General features: G+C 32.1%; 13 protein-coding genes and 1 pseudogene. 5 read left to right on the top strand and 9 right to left on the bottom strand.

Annotation, left to right across the window (positions count from 1 at the left end; translation table 11 throughout):
- Nucleotides 1-155: 155 nt before the first annotated feature.
- Both BK054_RS17090 and BK054_RS17095 read left to right on the top strand, forming a co-directional pair.
- Nucleotides 156-1,301, top strand: coding sequence for a PepSY-associated TM helix domain-containing protein (locus BK054_RS17090; RefSeq protein WP_006265729.1), 1,146 nt, complete (start codon nucleotides 156-158; stop codon nucleotides 1,299-1,301).
- An 8-nt stretch (nucleotides 1,302-1,309) separates the two neighbouring features.
- Nucleotides 1,310-2,242 carry a siderophore ABC transporter substrate-binding protein gene (locus BK054_RS17095; RefSeq protein ID WP_006265730.1) on the top strand — a complete coding sequence of 311 codons (933 nt, stop codon included), beginning with the start codon at nucleotides 1,310-1,312 and terminating at the stop codon, nucleotides 2,240-2,242.
- A 104-nt stretch (nucleotides 2,243-2,346) separates the two neighbouring features.
- On the opposite strand, the gene BK054_RS17100 is transcribed toward BK054_RS17095, so the two are convergent.
- Nucleotides 2,347-2,835 (bottom strand): ecotin, encoded by a 489-nt coding sequence (locus BK054_RS17100; RefSeq protein ID WP_006258384.1) that lies wholly within the window; start codon nucleotides 2,833-2,835, stop codon nucleotides 2,347-2,349.
- 242 nt (nucleotides 2,836-3,077) lie between these two features.
- On the bottom strand, nucleotides 3,078-3,512 hold the full coding sequence (locus BK054_RS17105; RefSeq protein ID WP_006258385.1) for an adenylyltransferase/cytidyltransferase family protein: 435 nt from the start codon (nucleotides 3,510-3,512) through the stop codon (nucleotides 3,078-3,080).
- Between the two features lie 908 nt (nucleotides 3,513-4,420).
- Here BK054_RS17105 and BK054_RS17110 point away from each other — a divergent pair.
- Complete coding sequence (locus tag BK054_RS17110) at nucleotides 4,421-5,878, top strand: LuxR C-terminal-related transcriptional regulator (protein WP_006261638.1); 1,458 nt, start codon at nucleotides 4,421-4,423, stop codon at nucleotides 5,876-5,878.
- A gap of 44 nt (nucleotides 5,879-5,922) precedes the next feature.
- Here BK054_RS17110 and BK054_RS17115 read toward each other — a convergent pair whose 3' ends face one another.
- The 4 genes from BK054_RS17115 to BK054_RS17130 all read right to left on the bottom strand — a co-directional run bounded on the left by BK054_RS17115 (nucleotide 5,923) and on the right by BK054_RS17130 (nucleotide 9,392).
- Complete coding sequence (locus tag BK054_RS17115) at nucleotides 5,923-6,804, bottom strand: PepSY-like domain-containing protein (protein ID WP_006265731.1); 882 nt, start codon at nucleotides 6,802-6,804, stop codon at nucleotides 5,923-5,925.
- A 20-nt stretch (nucleotides 6,805-6,824) separates the two neighbouring features.
- Entirely contained in the window at nucleotides 6,825-7,274 is a 450-nt protein-coding gene (locus BK054_RS17120; protein WP_006258389.1) for a PepSY-like domain-containing protein, read from the bottom strand.
- A gap of 144 nt (nucleotides 7,275-7,418) precedes the next feature.
- Nucleotides 7,419-8,711, bottom strand: coding sequence for a sensor histidine kinase (locus BK054_RS17125; RefSeq protein ID WP_058699793.1), 1,293 nt, complete (start codon nucleotides 8,709-8,711; stop codon nucleotides 7,419-7,421).
- A 3-nt stretch (nucleotides 8,712-8,714) separates the two neighbouring features.
- Nucleotides 8,715-9,392, bottom strand: a complete 678-nt coding sequence (locus tag BK054_RS17130) for a response regulator transcription factor (RefSeq protein WP_006265733.1) — start codon at nucleotides 9,390-9,392, stop codon at nucleotides 8,715-8,717.
- Nucleotides 9,393-9,564: 172 nt separating this feature from the next.
- Here BK054_RS17130 and BK054_RS17135 point away from each other — a divergent pair, with 172 nt between their 5' ends.
- Nucleotides 9,565-9,972 (top strand): GNAT family N-acetyltransferase, encoded by a 408-nt coding sequence (locus tag BK054_RS17135; protein WP_006258392.1) that lies wholly within the window; start codon nucleotides 9,565-9,567, stop codon nucleotides 9,970-9,972.
- A gap of 543 nt (nucleotides 9,973-10,515) precedes the next feature.
- Here the strand turns inward: BK054_RS17135 and BK054_RS17140 are convergent.
- From BK054_RS17140 to BK054_RS17150, 3 genes and pseudogenes are all read right to left on the bottom strand, one after another.
- Nucleotides 10,516-11,496 (bottom strand): annotated as a pseudogene (locus BK054_RS17140) (IS30 family transposase).
- Nucleotides 11,497-11,734: 238 nt separating this feature from the next.
- The gene (locus tag BK054_RS17145) at nucleotides 11,735-12,196 is read right to left on the bottom strand and encodes an META domain-containing protein (RefSeq protein ID WP_006265736.1); all 462 of its coding nucleotides are present in this window, start codon (nucleotides 12,194-12,196) and stop codon (nucleotides 11,735-11,737) included.
- Nucleotides 12,197-12,397: 201 nt separating this feature from the next.
- Nucleotides 12,398-14,014, bottom strand: coding sequence for an ABC-F family ATP-binding cassette domain-containing protein (locus tag BK054_RS17150; protein ID WP_006258395.1), 1,617 nt, complete (start codon nucleotides 14,012-14,014; stop codon nucleotides 12,398-12,400).
- Between the two features lie 172 nt (nucleotides 14,015-14,186).
- On the opposite strand from BK054_RS17150, the gene BK054_RS17155 reads away from it, so the two are divergent.
- Nucleotides 14,187-15,596, top strand: a complete 1,410-nt coding sequence (locus tag BK054_RS17155; RefSeq protein WP_006258396.1) for a thioredoxin-like domain-containing protein — start codon at nucleotides 14,187-14,189, stop codon at nucleotides 15,594-15,596.
- Nucleotides 15,597-15,697: the final 101 nt, after the last annotated feature.

The following is a 15,697-nucleotide window of genomic DNA, read 5'->3' on the forward strand; positions in this document are numbered from 1 at the left end:
TTATTAATACTTTTTGCGTAGATGATGAGGCAAATTTACTACTATTTTCGCATCACAACAATTTGAATTAAATCTAAATAACTTTTAAACAACATAGTTATAGTTGTTTTACTTTATAGGTAACTCCCCACTATTACTATAAGTCTACTTATCTCATGAAGAAAAAAGGTAAATCAACTTTCTCCAAAATCATTGCTTGGTTACATTTATGGCCTAGTATTGTCGCTGGTATTATACTAGTCTTTGTCTCTCTTACAGGGACTATCATTGTATATGGAGATGAAATCATGCAGTGGTCTGCAGGGAAAGAAGCACGCTATATAGAGCCTAATGGAGTTCCTTTAAAAATAGATGAGATCACAGCTATACACAAAGAAAAATTCCCAGGACATAGCTTTTCTTATATAGTTGTAGATAGAGATCCTTCTAAAAGCTGGGTTATTAATTCAGTTGATCTAAAGGATCGAAAGCTAAGTTTTATCTACATTAACCCGTATACTGGGGAGGTACTAAAACAGGATCGCTCTATCAGTTTCTTCTATGTTATGGCACAACTTCACTCTAATCTGTTAATGGGTAAAACGGGAGGTTGGATAGTCGCAATCTCCACTATTATATTTGTTCTAAGCACCTTGACTGGATTAGTCCTTTGGTGGCCTAAAAAATGGACAAAAGCGACTAGAGATAGTAGCTTTAAGATTAAATGGAAAGCTAAGTTTAAACGTCTGAATTACGATCTACACAATGTATTTGGTTTCTATAGTGCTATTATTTGCTTTCTACTTGGAATGACTGGTTTACTTATCTTCTTTAGCCCTTTAATGAAAGGAACTGTAAGTCTATTCGGAGGAGAAGGTAAAATGTGGTTCTATACCTTACAAGACTATCCTAGAGACCATGAAGCGACTAAAGATTTAGCGTTCTATGATACGAATGTTTTAATCCAAAAAGCATTTGACTTACACCCAGATAAAACAATCATCAGAATCTGGACTTATAATTATGACAATGTAAGCATATACCCTTTCTTTTTAGGAACCAATGCTGGTCTAAAAAGTGAAGAAGGGAAAGAAGCTATTTACTTTGACAAATTCAGTGGAGAAATGGTCAATGATAGCAAAGAACAAAAGATCTACGATAAGGTAGACAATCTAGTCTGGCAAATACACATGGGGCAATGGTGGGGACAGCTAGGTAAGTTCTCTACGTTTATAGCTGGTATTATTGCAACTAGTCTTCCTATCACTGGATTCTTAGTATGGTGGGGACGCCGAAACAAAAAATCAAAATCTAAAAAATAGTAATCGTTATGAGAAAGCAATTAATAACTTTTGCTTTACTAGCCTTAACCATCACAGGCTGTAAAGAAAGTCAAAAAGAAACAGAAACTTCTAATTTTATAGAAGTAGAAAACAATGGAACAACGGTACAAGTACCTATACAACCCAAAACTGTAGCAGTCTTAGAAAGAGGTATTATGGAGAATATGAACGAATTGCAAATTCCGTTTCAGGGAATGGCAAAAGAGTTCACTCCTAAGTATTTATCACATCTTGAAAAGGATAAGAGTATCGTAGATTTAGGTGCTGTATTTAAACCTAATTTTGACGTAGTAGCTAATCTAAGTCCTGATCTTGTATTCATGGATAATGCCTTCCCCGCAGATTATGATGAAATGGTAAAAATAGCGCCTACCTTAATGTTAGGCATCCCTAATAAAGGAGATAACTATCTAAAGTATATACAGGACAATATTCTTCTACTTGGCAAAATATATCAAGTAGAATCAAAAGCAGAAGCGTTATCAAAGGATTTAGACACTCGTTTAAGTGATTTAAAAGCCCTTATTGCTAAAAGTGAAGCTAAAGCAATGGTAATCATTCACTCGGAAAGGAACTTCCGCTTATTCGACGAGAATACGCGTTATGGATTTATATTTAAAGACTTCGGTGTAAGAAGTGCAACCAATATCACTACGGAGATTGCCAATAATCATGGACAAATGATTAATAGTGAGTTTATCTTAGAACACAATCCTGATATCTTATTTATTATAGATAGAGACGCCATCGTACAAAACACAGATAAACCTACTCAAATAACTAATGCATTACTAGAAAAAGTAACTGCTTATAAACAAAATAAAGTTATCTATCTAGATCCAGATGCTTGGTTCTTATCTGGTTCTGGAGCTACTTCATTTAAAATCTTCTTAGAAGATATTGCCAAAGGTTATCATTAACACCACCATAATAATTCTACAAAGAAAGCCTCTTAAAATTACTTAAGAGGCTTTATTCTTTTGTATTCTTCTATAAAAGAGGTATTCTCTCTCTTATATTAGTTTTATTTTTTTCTTCTTACTTCACTTGCTTGGTACTCATCACCATCAGTAGTGTAAATTTTAAATCTTACTTCATATTCTTCTGGAACGTATACTACGATAGGCAATTTACCATTATAACGTGTTAAATGAGGTTGTCCACTTACAAATAAGTTTCTCTTAGCTGCGTCAGGGCATCCCATCATCGTAGAAGCTACATCTCCTTTCGTTGTGAATACAAAATAGCTATATCCCCAACCTTGAAGATCTTTCTCTTCTAATGTCCCCATTAAGTTAAAATGATTACACCCGTCTACCTCCATCATTTTACCAACTGTAAACTCGATCTTCTTACTATCATCTTTAGAAGAGTGAGGTACTTCAATTACTACTTGCTTATATCCTTTCTCTGGAGCAGGGAAAATAGATACATCTGTTCTTGTGATTGTCTGTGCCATAGTTACAGTCATTAAACCAAAAAATACAACGATTAAACTTAAAACTTTTTTCATTTCTTTTTCTTTTTAATTGACAACTCTTATTTCATATCAAAACAAAAGTTATTGTCGTTATTAGTTAATAGCAAATTACAAAAAAAACACAAGCCAACGTGTTAAATAATGTATTATTTATAGTTAAATCTAGAAACTGATTCAAATAAAACAACGTTTAAAAAGATTTACCATATTATTTTAAAAAAGAAAGCACAACTGAATTAACAATTGTGCTTTTTATAACTTATAGTTGGATAGTGTTATCCTATCTTCACTAGTTTACTGTTTTCTTTTTCTGCAACTTCTTTTCTCAATAAGCTACTTGAGAAACGGTGATCTCTACTGTTAAAGTAAAGCTCTATTCCTTTTTCTTCACAGTATTTACGTCCTGTAAAATTCTTATCTTGATACTCATCACCTAAAATACGAACATCTATCTTAAATGATCTTAAGATATCCTCTAAATCCTGTTCTGTAGCATAAGGAACAATCTCATCAACAAACTTACATCCCTTTAGTTGAATATATCTTTCAACTACAGACTGAGTTGGTTTATTTTTCTCTGGTCTATCTAAAGTAGGATCAGTTTGTAATCCTACAATTAAAAAATCACATTGACGTTTTGCATCTTCTAACATCTTCACATGCCCTGCGTGCAATAAGTCAAATGCACTAAAAGTTATTCCAATTTTCATACTTATCTTTTTTGCCTAGTTTTTAAACAGTAATAAAACAATTTATTAACCATTTATAAACTAGATTATATCTTGTACCCTTTTTTATTTTCCTAAATTAGGATACAAATTTACTAATTATATTCTATTTATGTTAAATCAAGATTAAAAAATATCAAATATTACAATTCTAAAACAATTTAAATATTGTTTTTTTTATAGAAAATAGTTCTAACATTATAAAAATGATAGAATAACAAAATATTTAACGTAGCACATTATTCATATAGTGTACCTTTTTTCTACAGAATGCCACAATTGATTTTGATTCTTCAATCACAAAGATAAATAGTCCTACCTCTTTTTAAATAAGGAATTCCGTAAAACAGCTATATTTTTTAGGGAAGGGCTAATATAGGTAGAGTATCTGGCTAAGTAATCACAAAAAAATCACTCCTGTATTTAGAACATTTTCTCTACAATCACTAACCAATATACCTTTTCATTAAAGGGGGTAAAAAAAGACTGCAGCACAAATTCTTAGGGAAAAGAATTGATTGTGCTGCAGGTGGGGAAAATACAATTGCTCAGAAAAAATCTTTGCAAAATACTCTACACTGAGCTAGCTAAATGTAAAGCTTTCCGAATTAAAAATTTGTTGTTTTGAATTACAAATATAGGAAAAGGTTCTAATAATCACTTCATACTAAAGTACCAAATTATCTCTAAAAAACACCATTTAACACATTAATAATAAACAATATAACATAGTTGTAGTACTAAAGTACTATATCTTTTTTTTTAGAAAAAAAGACAAATATGATAGATTTACTCAAAAAAAAACTCACTTTGCCATAAAACTTCAAGACGTGAACTTTTATTCTTGAAAAATAACTATTTTTGCCCCTTAAATCACTGACTAACAAAACATGAATGCCTTACACAGTTGTAAAAGAAAGAATATATTACAGATATTACTAATTTTACTACTATTCACACCTACGACTTATTGTTTAAGCCAAACTAACAATGAGCAATTTAATTTTATAGTAAACCACTTAAAATTCGAGGCACTAGATCATGACTCAACTACACAGTATTCTAAGGATAAAGAAGGAAACACTTGGTTAAAAATAACTATCCCTCAAGATTTATTAAACAAACCACTTATATTACAATTTCCTACCATTCACGTAAATAATTATAATATTTATGCGAAACAGAATGGCCTATGGGAAAAAACAACCATAAATACTGACTTAGAAGGTGGAAAAATAAGTCCGCAATATCAAGAGAACCATTTTATCACTGGTCATAACACAATATATTTTAAGTCAAAATCTTCTTATGTTCATTATGGGAATTTTATACTTGTTGAGCGTGCAGAGTATAGAAGTATTATGCTTAATACAATGATCAAAATAGAGGTTTTTTATAGTTTATTTTTACTTTCTATAGCGCTAACCTTTGGCTTATATTCACTATTTAAAGAGAAAGTTATCCTTATTTATTGTATATATATCGTATCTGTCTTTATTATTTATTTAGTAGAAGATGGGTTACTCTATTTTTTATATAACAAACAGTGTAATGAGTTACTGATATTAGCAATATCTATACCTATTAGCTGTCTGATTTTCTCATTATTTATATACTACTTTTTAGATATACAGAGATTACCATCAAAACTGAAATATTTTTACTCCTTCCAAGTGCTATTGTATATTGTATTAGGCATAGTACTTTATCAAACTAATAATTCACTGTACTTCATCATCATAGTATGTAGTACGCTAGTATCAACTATAATCACTTTAGCACTTGTCTTAAAGTATTATAAAGAGGATATGTCTGTTCGTTTTATTACTTATTCATTTAGTGTAATCGCGTTAACTTCGATGACGTATTATCTTTCTATATTTCCAGGTAATTACTATCTCTCATTTGTAGATAAGGATAAGATTCGTATAATCTATAGTATCGCATTTACTTTGGCAAGTTATTCCTTATGGATCAAAGCAAAGAAGCTTAAAGCAGATCATGAATCTCTTAAAAATGAATTAGAGTCCCTTAAGGCTAATCAATCACAAAAAGCACACAAAGATTTAGAACATAAAGAAAAAACACCAAATCATTACACAGAAAAAAGTCCTTTCAAAGAACAATCGATTCAAGATGTCTTAAAAGAAAAGTATCTATGTACTGATCGAGAAATAGACGTTATTATGGGGATATGGGATGGTCTGTCCAACCAAGAAATCGCAGAAAAACTCTCTATATCTCTTAGTACAACCAAGCATCATGTAAGCAATGCCTATACAAAGCTAGATGTAAAAACTAGGAGTCAAGCATTACTTTTAAAAGAGACCTTACTTTCGGGAAAATAAAAAAGAGCTACTTCAAGGTAGCTCTTTCTGTATTACTGTATCAATTAATTGTCTATTCGTAAGAAATTTCCTTCTAGATCGAATACTAACTCTATTTCTTGTGCTCCGTTTACTAATTCTACTTGATAAGTATTGTGCTCTTTCTCTATACTTTCAATATGGAATTTATTATAGTTCTTAACAATATAAGTATTAATAGCACTAGGTATAATCGTAGATGGGATTGCTACATTTCTCTTCGTTTCTATCTCTTTCCAATCCCCTGTAGTAGTAAATTCTACCTTTACACCATTCGCTAAATATACTTTATACTCATCTCCTGCTCTATCTAATTCTTTCTTCACTAAGACAAGCTCTACTCCTGTAAAATGAGTTTTTAAGAAATCCTGTGCTTTCTGTGGTAAATCTGTACCTGCGATTAACTCCTCATCTCTATCTAAATCTAAGTCAACACCTACAAACTCTTGTTTAGTATTAAAAATCAACTCTAAACCTGAACTAAGCTTTACTTCATAACCTCTTTTCATGTCTCTATCTATCTCAGTAATAGAGAATCCTTTATAATTCTTAACTATATAGTCATAGATATGAGGCACTTCACTCTTTAAAAACTCAACTGGTATAGCAGAGTCATCTTCCATTTCTACCTCTGTCCAATTTCCTGCTTTATCAAAATCTATTTCTACTCTATTGTCTAATCGTGTAGTGTATAGAGAACCATAATAATTAGGAGTAGTTACTTTAGTAGCATGTCTAAGAGATGAATTTGGAAACACTGTCTTTAAAAAGCTCTTAGAATTAGCAGGTAATTGCTCTTCTGTGATTTTTTCTACTTTGTGGTCATTTCCATTATCATCACTACTACATGCTGTGAATCCTAGCGCTACAGCTAACATTAAGGCTAAAGCAATTTTTCTTTTCTTCATTTTCTTTTTCTTTTAATTATTTATTGATCTATTCTTTTAAACTTCCCATCTTTTGAAAACTCTAATTCTACTCCATTACTTAATTTCACTTCATATTTTCGAGTTTCTTTCTCTATTTTAGTAATCGTCTCTCCTTTATAATGATCAGAAACGTAAGTCACGATTGGAGCAAGCATAAAGCCTGTAGGTAATGTAGTTGTGTTACCATCTACTTCATCCCATTCACCAGATTTATCAAACTCTACCTCTACATTATCTGTAAATGTCACTTTATATGACACAGATAAGAAGTCTGTATCCTTCTCTACCTTACTCACTTCTTTATCTTTAAAGTAAGTATCTATAAAACTACTTGCTTTCTGAGGTAATTCACTCTTAGTGATGATTACATCTTTCGCTAATGTCGATTGTGAAGCTAATAAAGCTACTGACATAAATAGTCCTGCAAACAATGTTTTTAAACTCTTCATAGTAATTCTCTTTTTAGTTTTACATGACAAACTTAGAAACACATTCTGGAAAGAATTGGGAATAATTACATTTTTAAAAAGAAATAGATTGAGTGCAAAGGGACAACCTAATAGATTGTCCCCTTTATAATTCACAGCACTTTATTACTTCAAATCATAGTCAGTGTGATATACTGTAAAATAATGCTTGTTATCAAAATGATATTTGATAGACAGATTATCTGTTACTTTTATAATAGTCTGTACTAGAGCAAGCCCGAGTCCTGTAGATTGTTCGTTCGTTGTACTTCTAAAGAACCTATTGTATATTAAGTTCTCGTCTAATGGAGTAGGAATTAAACTCGTATTACCAATTCTGAAGTAATGATTTGCGATCTCTACCTCTACCTCTCCTCCTTGTACATTATGTGTTAATGCGTTCTTTAGTAAATTCTGCACTAGCGTAATAGAAAGCCCTTTATCCATATTGACTATAAAAGGTTGCTCATCCTCTTTAACCGTTATACTAACCGCCTTATACTCAAAGAACTCTTCAAAGTCTTCTATCATCTCTCTAATGACATCATTAAAACTAACGTCTTGATAATTAACGAATTGATTATTCTCTATTTTAGCCAACATCAACAAGGATTTGTTCAGCTTAATGAGTCTTCTCAGCGTCTGATGAATAGATTGTATTTGTAACATCTGTTCTTCATTCAACTCTTCTTTTTCAGCCATTAATTCTAACTTATTACTCATAATAGCTAGAGGAGTCTGAGATTCATGAGCAGCATTAGACACAAAGGCTTTTTGCTGTTCAAAAGTACTTTCTATACGTCTTATCATCTTATTAATCTCTAGCTGTAGATCTGTAAATTCTCGGATAGGAGTCTTGGTCTCTTCCGTCACCACCTCTTTACCTATAGTATAGTTCTTCAGGTTACCTAGTAATTTATAAAATGAACCCCAAACTACTTTCCTTAAAATAAAATAGTTAATCAAGAATATACTGATTATCAACATCAAGTACAACGCCCCAACGGCAATACCAAAATCTCCTAATAAATCATCTGCTTCTATAGTAGAGGTACGTATCTCTAATAAAAAATTATCTCCATTCTTATCTTCAAAAGTAGTGGTGAGCATACGCACAGGTTCCTCATTATCATCCACATCCATATAGATCATTTCTGTAGTGAATACATTCTTTCTAGAGTATTCTCCTGGCGCTAATGGAGTAATTCTGAATCCACTTGCTCCGAATGACTGTATACTAGTGATACTAGGATTATTATATGCTTTTTTGACTATCTCACTTTTAGTGTTTTTCAGTCCATCATCTATATTATCATAGACCTCTTCTGTCATGAATGCGTAGAAGATAAGCACCCATACAGTAAGAACTATCACTATGCCAATGGATAAATACCTAAGTGTATAATTATGTAGTTTCATCCCCTATTCATTCACTAATTTATACCCCATTCCATACACAGACTGAATATTTACTTCCGCGTGATGACTCTTTAGTTTTTTGCGCAAGTTCTTCACCTGAGAGTACACAAAATCGTAACTATCTGCCTCATCCATATTATCTCCCCATATATGCTCTGCAATAGAAGATTTAGTCACTAACCGATTCGCATTCACTACAAAATAATACAATAGTTCAAACTCTTTATTATTAAGCAACATCGTACTTCCCTGCACGACTACCGTTCTCTCATCTATAAAAATCTCTATATTATTCCATTTTACACTCTGGAACCCCTGTTGATTCTTTCTTCTCAACACTGACTTTATTCGAGCTAATAGCTCCGATAGATGAAAAGGTTTAGTGAGATAATCATCTGCTCCTAACTCTAAGCCTAATACTTTATCATCTATAGAATCTTTAGCCGATATAATAATAACCGAGTCGGCTTTACCCATCGATTTGATCTCACGTAACAAGTCTATTCCATTACCATCGGGAAGCATAATATCTAACAAAATACAATCATAGTCATACCCTGCTAACTTCTCTATCCCTACCTTATAATTACTAGCCACCTCGACCAAGTAAAGCTCTTTTTCTAAAGATTCTCGGATGATATCTCTTAACTCCTGTTCGTCTTCAATAACTAAAATTTTCATATCCCTCCAATTAGTACTTACGAATATACAAGTTATCTAATTAATGTTTTTCCTTTCTATCAGATTAAATAATGAAATACGAATAATAAAGCTTTTAAACGCAAATTATCTCTGTCTATATTAAAGAAATAATCTTATTTTAGTTATGCCTTACACTTAACTGATTTAGCTTATGTATAGTACCGATAGACTACAGATATCTCCACTCTCTCATGCTGACAATTCCTTTATCATAGAATTAGTCAATACTCCTGGATGGCTTAAATATATAGGAAATAGAAATGTCTATACGGCAATGGATGCACAGATGTATATACAGAGTATATTAGATAACCCACAGTATCAATACTGGGTGGTCAATAGAAAAGAGGATGGGAAACCAATAGGATTAATCTCCCTGATTAAGCGAGACTACCTAGAGCATCACGATATAGGTTTTGCCTTCATACCCACTTACATTGGGCTAGGATATGCCTACGAAGCTACAAGCTTTATCATCAAGATAATAAGAGAAGATGCTAAATACAGTACTTTATATGCGACAACCCTTCCGATAACAAGAGTTCTATTAAACTGCTAACAAGATTAGGATTTACTTTTATAGAAACAATAAAACCTCATGAGGAGGTACTCAACTTATTTAAAATATAGTGTTTAAAATTATTGATAGTAGGTACATTAAAATATACTTAAATATATAATTAAAAAAAATCCCTTTCCGTAATGTATTAACGCAAAAGAACATTTCGTTTATAGACTTTTATTCATACAATACTTAGCCAAAAGCAAACGCGTTTATTAGGAAAGGGAATAAAATCGCATGAAGTACTAAGTCCCCACAATTCCTTCATACGGTGACAAAATTATATATTTTTGTAAGAGTATTCACTATGATAACAAATAATTATTAACCACTTCATCAACAATTCACTTTTCACTATAGAATCACATAAATTAACATATTATAATGCTAATTTATTCTAACATTAAGTACAATTATTCAATTTAAAAGTCGCTAAATGCGTAAATCAAAACCAGTAACCACGCTAATTCTATGCCTTTTTATAAAAGTTTAAATATTAACTAGATAAATATTGCCTTTTTTTGTCTTTCAATGGTGGATTCAAGTATTAAATGCAACAGTAACCATTAGGTTTAATTTTTCTGTAAAAATTTCGTTAGGCGATTTAAAACCAAATCTCTTTCTTGGTCTGTTGTTTAAAATATTTACAGCCTTGTCAATTGCTGCTTGTGTAATTAAATCGAAATTAGTCATTTTAGGGAAATATTGTCTTACTAATCCATTTAAATTTTCATTAGCTCCTCTTTCCCAACTGTGATAAGGCTTTGCGAAGTAGTAATCAAGCTCTAGAGTGTTAGCTATATTTTGATGGTTTGCAAACTCTTTTCCGTTATCAGAAGTCATAGTATGAAGTAACGGTTTGAAGTCTTTTAAGAGTTCTATAATTTTAGCTTCTACAACGTGAGCTTCCTTTGATTCTATCTTTCCCATCCATAAAACCCCTGTAGCTCTATCGTTTATAGTAAGCAGTGCTCCACGATGATTTTTCCCTATTACTAAATCTATTTCAAGATCACCTATTCTATATTTATCATCAACTATACTAGGTCTTTTTTCAATATCTACTCTATTACTTATCAAGCCTCTACTGTCTTTGCATGCACCTCTTTTTCTATATTTTTTACCTTTAGTTCTAAGATGCTTATAAAGCTTTCCTCCTTGTTTTTTGTTCTGCCAAATGAATTGATAAATACATTCAACAGAGACCATTTCTTTTGCTTCAAGTTTACTTCTACCTACTATTTGTTCTGGACTATAATCTTGATTAAGATAGTCTATAATAGTTGTTTTTACGTTTTCAGTTAAGCGTATTCTCTTGCGTTTTTATTTGTGTCGTTGAGCTGTCTTTCTTTGTCCAAGATTAGCTTTATAAACACCATTTCTTTCGTCTGAATTGCGCTTAAGCTCTCTGCTAACAACAGACTTGTCTTTGCCTATATAACAAGCAATTTCAGTAAGTGATTTACCTGCCTTTTTATATGCTTCTATTTTATATCTTTGTTCTAACGTTAAATGTGACATCTTTTTGGGTGTGTAGGAACCTCAAAAGTAGATGTTTTTTTTCGCCAACGGCGGAGAACATTTGCTCCATGGAGCAAATGTTCTCCGCCGTTTTTTAAATGCTGTTGCATTTATTAGTTGAATCTAAGAATTATAAAAAACAAATTAAAAAAATCTTCATTCCCCTATAGCCATAAAAAAACCGACCTAAAGATATACCTTAGATCAGTCCTATAAATTCAATATTCGAACTCAGTTTTTACTTTTTGGTAAATGTCAATACTACTATATCGCCAGAACGCATAATTAACTGATCCTCTACAATGTCATAATGAGTTACAGAATTTAGTGCATTCATAAACTCTCTATCTGCTACTCCCTCACAGAACATCATCGTAGAAGCCATCTTATCTCCTAGCTTGATAGCGTTTCCTTCTTTAGCTTCAAAACTTCCATGGATATTATTACATCCATCATTTCCATAAACTTTTTTATCCTTAACTTCAAAAGTTAAACTTGGTTTCTTCATTGAGAAAAGAGTACTCATATCTTTACCAGAAGTTGCTGGAGTTGTAATAGAGCTCAATACCCATTCTCCTTCTAATTTTTTACTCATATCTACTTTTTTCTCTACTGTTACAGTAGTAATTTCTCCTGCTGTCTTACAGCTTACAGCCGTTAATGCTAAAACAGCACTTAGTAATACTAATGTCTTTTTCATCTTACTTTTATTTTATTATGTTTTCCCCTTTTCAAGGTTATTAGCAAATTTACCATTTCATATGGCAGTCTATAATAATTAATTCTTAAAATTTACATATAATGTCTTATTATAAGGAATAACTCTTCTCAAAACATAAATTATTATACAAAAAAAGGGCTATCTGTAATACAAATAGCCCTATTCTATATTTTAAATGTATTAAGAATACATTTTTGCTCTTAATTCTTTTACTTTTGGATCATCTAAGTAATCGTCGAACGTCATATATCTATCGATAGCCCCATTAGGAGTTAACTCTAGAATACGTGTACCTACAGTCTGTGCAAACTCGTGGTCATGCGTCGTTAATAAGATCGTTCCCTTAAAGTTTTTCAATGTATTATTGAATGCAGTAATAGACTCTAGATCTAAGTGGTTCGTAGGTTCGTCTAACATTAATACGTTAGCTCTCATCATCATCATACGAGATAACATACAGCGCACCTTCTCTCCTCCTGATAATACACGACCTGTCTTAAGAGCCTCTTCTCCAGAGAAGATCATCTTACCTAAGAATCCACGTACATATACTTCATCTCTTTCTTCTTCAGTCTTCGCCCATTGACGTAACCAGTCTACTAATGTCAAGTCATTGTCAAAAAACTCGTGGTTCTCTACTGGCAAATAAGATTGTGTTGTAGTAATTCCCCACTCAAACTTACCTGCATCAGCCTCTTTCTTACCGTTTAAGATTTCGTAGAACGCTGTAGTAGCACGTGAGTCTTTAGAGATTACTACTAGTTTATCTCCTTTAGCCATATTTAGATTGATATCTTTAAATAATACCTCTCCATCTATAGAAGCAGATAATCCTTCGATATTTAAAATCTGATCTCCTGCCTCTCTATCTGTATCAAATATAATAGCTGGGTATCTTCTAGAAGATGGCTTAATATCATCTAATTTTAATTTGTCAATCATCTTCTTACGAGAAGTTGCTTGTTTTGACTTCGCAACGTTCGCACTAAAACGACGGATAAACTCTTCTAATTCAGCCTTTTTCTCTTCAGCTTTCTTATTTTGTTGAGCTCTTTGCTTAGCTGCTAATTGACTTGATTCGTACCAGAATGTATAGTTACCTGAGTAATGGTTAATCTTACCGAAGTCAATATCAGATACGTGCGTACACACAGCATCTAAGAAGTGACGGTCGTGAGATACTACTAATACTGTGTTCTCATAATGAGCTAAGAAATTCTCTAACCAAGCGATTGTCTCAAAGTCCAAGTCGTTGGTAGGCTCATCCATAATCAATACATCTGGGTTACCAAATAAAGCCTGTGCTAATAATACACGTACCTTTAACTTAGCATCCATCTCTGCCATAGGTGTATAATGAAAATCTTCAGATATACCTAAGTTAGATAACATCGTAGCGGCAGCTGACTCGGCATTCCAACCATCCATTTCATCAAAACGGATCTGTAACTCTCCGATACGATCAGCATTTTCGTCTGTATAGTTTAAGTAAAGCTCATCCATCTCTTTCTTAACATTATACAAATCTTTATTACCCATCATTACAGTTTCAAGAACTGTATATTCGTCAAACATATTGTGGTTCTGATTAAGAACTGACATACGTTTTCCTGGTTCTAGAGAAACATGACCTGATGTAGGGTCGATATCTCCCGATAATATTTTTAAGAATGTAGATTTACCAGCACCGTTAGCACCGATAATACCGTAGCAGTTACCTTGAGTAAAAGTTACATTAACTTCGTCAAATAAAATTCGTTTACCAAACTGAACTGACAGATTCGAAACTGTTAACATTATTATCTTTTAATTTAAATTGCCTACAAAATTACTAATTTTATATTTAGAAACATCTATAAATAAAACTTATCGCCCTACCCACCCACTTTAACCAATCATTAACAAGATAAAACACCCGTAAAACTTAAATTTGCTTATATTATCTCTCGAACAAATAGTCATTTAGCTAATGCAGAAAAAACTACCTAATACAAATTTATTACTCCTTTTTATCCCACTTATAAGCCTTCTTGCATCTTGTCAAAAAAAATTTGATCCTAAAGATTATAGTGCTTATATACAGGGAGAGATTATAAATCCTACTTCTAATTACCTTTTATTCTGCAAAGACAATGAAGTCCTAGACACTTTGTTCCTAGACGAAAACAATAAGTTTTATAAAAAATTCGACTCATTAACACCAGGAATGTATATCTATAAGCACAATCCTGAGTTTCAATACATCTACTTCGATAAAAATGACAGTCTGACACTACGCCTTAACTCAAGAGATTTTGACCATTCTATTATATTCTCTGGACGAGGTGCTGAAAAGAATAATTTCTTAATGAATCTAACTGTCAGAAATATCATGGATGAGAGTGAAGGATATAGTGCATTCGATGTATCTCCAGAGAAATTTAGTCGAAGAATAGACTCTGTACATGCAGCTAGAACTACTTACTATCTAAGAAATAAAGCCATTATCAACTGGTCTGACAACTTTGACCTGTATGCAAAAGCGAAGCTTGACTTACACTTCTTTGCATTAAAAGAGCTCTATCCTACTGCACACTATGTTAGAACAGATGAAGATGTAAGAGATAAACTCCCTGCGGACTATTATAGTTTTAGAAAAAAAATAAACTTCAATGATGAACGTTTATTAAAGTACTCTTCATTCACTAAATACCTAGCCATTATGCTAAACTCTATTGTGAATGAGCCTGAACAAAACATTATACCAGACAACAAGTTTGATAAATATATCGATAAGCTTAATATAGTAGACACCTTAATCAGAAACGATAAAGTTAAAAATGCTATCTTAGATAATATTGCATTTATCTACTTATTAGAGGATCAGAACTTAAATAATAATGATAAGTTCTTAGAGCGATACTTTGAACTATCTACAGATAAGAATCAACACAATGAAATCATCCAGATCCAACAAGCAATTCAAAATCTTAAATATGAGAAGAAGTTACCTGAAGTTCCTATAGTGAATACTAAAAATCAAAAGGTATCTATTAATTCTATTATCAATAAGAGAACTCTAATGTTCTTCTGGACAAAAAATGGAATAGCGCATGCTGACGCAGCTCACCAGATAGCTGCAGAATTAAAAGCTGAAATGCCAAATATAGAAATCATATCGATCTGTATCGATGGTGAACATGGAGAGTGGTTAAGTATATTAAAGCGCTACCCTTCTAATGGTATTATAGAGCTTAGATCTGATGACTTTAACCAAATGAAAGATCAGTGGATCATCACAAAAATCCAACGTTGCATGCTACTAGACAAAGATGGTTCTATCATAGATCCATTTGTCAATATCTTTGACAAGAACTTTGAAACAATTTTAAAGCAATAATAAAATAAAGTGAGAGCCCAACCGAATGGTTGGGCTCTCACTTTTATTATACTTCTATCTTCTTTTGAATAAAACTATACTACCTGTATCATGACTCAATA

Origin of the sequence: Myroides sp. ZB35 (assembly GCF_001865835.1) — a bacterium.
GTDB lineage: Bacteria > Bacteroidota > Bacteroidia > Flavobacteriales > Flavobacteriaceae > Flavobacterium > Flavobacterium odoratimimum.

Bases quoted from the DNA above. Each gene is read 5' to 3' on its own strand.
- BK054_RS17090 (WP_006265729.1), top strand. From the start codon at position 156: ATGAAGAAAAAAGGTAAATCAACTTTCTCCAAAATCATTGCTTGGTTA.
- BK054_RS17095 (WP_006265730.1), top strand. From the start codon at position 1,310: ATGAGAAAGCAATTAATAACTTTTGCTTTACTAGCCTTAACCATCACA.
- BK054_RS17100 (WP_006258384.1), bottom strand. From the start codon at position 2,835: ATGAAAAAAGTTTTAAGTTTAATCGTTGTATTTTTTGGTTTAATGACT.
- BK054_RS17105 (WP_006258385.1), bottom strand. From the start codon at position 3,512: ATGAAAATTGGAATAACTTTTAGTGCATTTGACTTATTGCACGCAGGG.
- BK054_RS17110 (WP_006261638.1), top strand. From the start codon at position 4,421: ATGAATGCCTTACACAGTTGTAAAAGAAAGAATATATTACAGATATTA.
- BK054_RS17115 (WP_006265731.1), bottom strand. From the start codon at position 6,804: ATGAAGAAAAGAAAAATTGCTTTAGCCTTAATGTTAGCTGTAGCGCTA.
- BK054_RS17120 (WP_006258389.1), bottom strand. From the start codon at position 7,274: ATGAAGAGTTTAAAAACATTGTTTGCAGGACTATTTATGTCAGTAGCT.
- BK054_RS17125 (WP_058699793.1), bottom strand. From the start codon at position 8,711: ATGAAACTACATAATTATACACTTAGGTATTTATCCATTGGCATAGTG.
- BK054_RS17130 (WP_006265733.1), bottom strand. From the start codon at position 9,392: ATGAAAATTTTAGTTATTGAAGACGAACAGGAGTTAAGAGATATCATC.
- BK054_RS17135 (WP_006258392.1), top strand. From the start codon at position 9,565: ATGTATAGTACCGATAGACTACAGATATCTCCACTCTCTCATGCTGAC.
- BK054_RS17145 (WP_006265736.1), bottom strand. From the start codon at position 12,196: ATGAAAAAGACATTAGTATTACTAAGTGCTGTTTTAGCATTAACGGCT.
- BK054_RS17150 (WP_006258395.1), bottom strand. From the start codon at position 14,014: ATGTTAACAGTTTCGAATCTGTCAGTTCAGTTTGGTAAACGAATTTTA.
- BK054_RS17155 (WP_006258396.1), top strand. From the start codon at position 14,187: ATGCAGAAAAAACTACCTAATACAAATTTATTACTCCTTTTTATCCCA.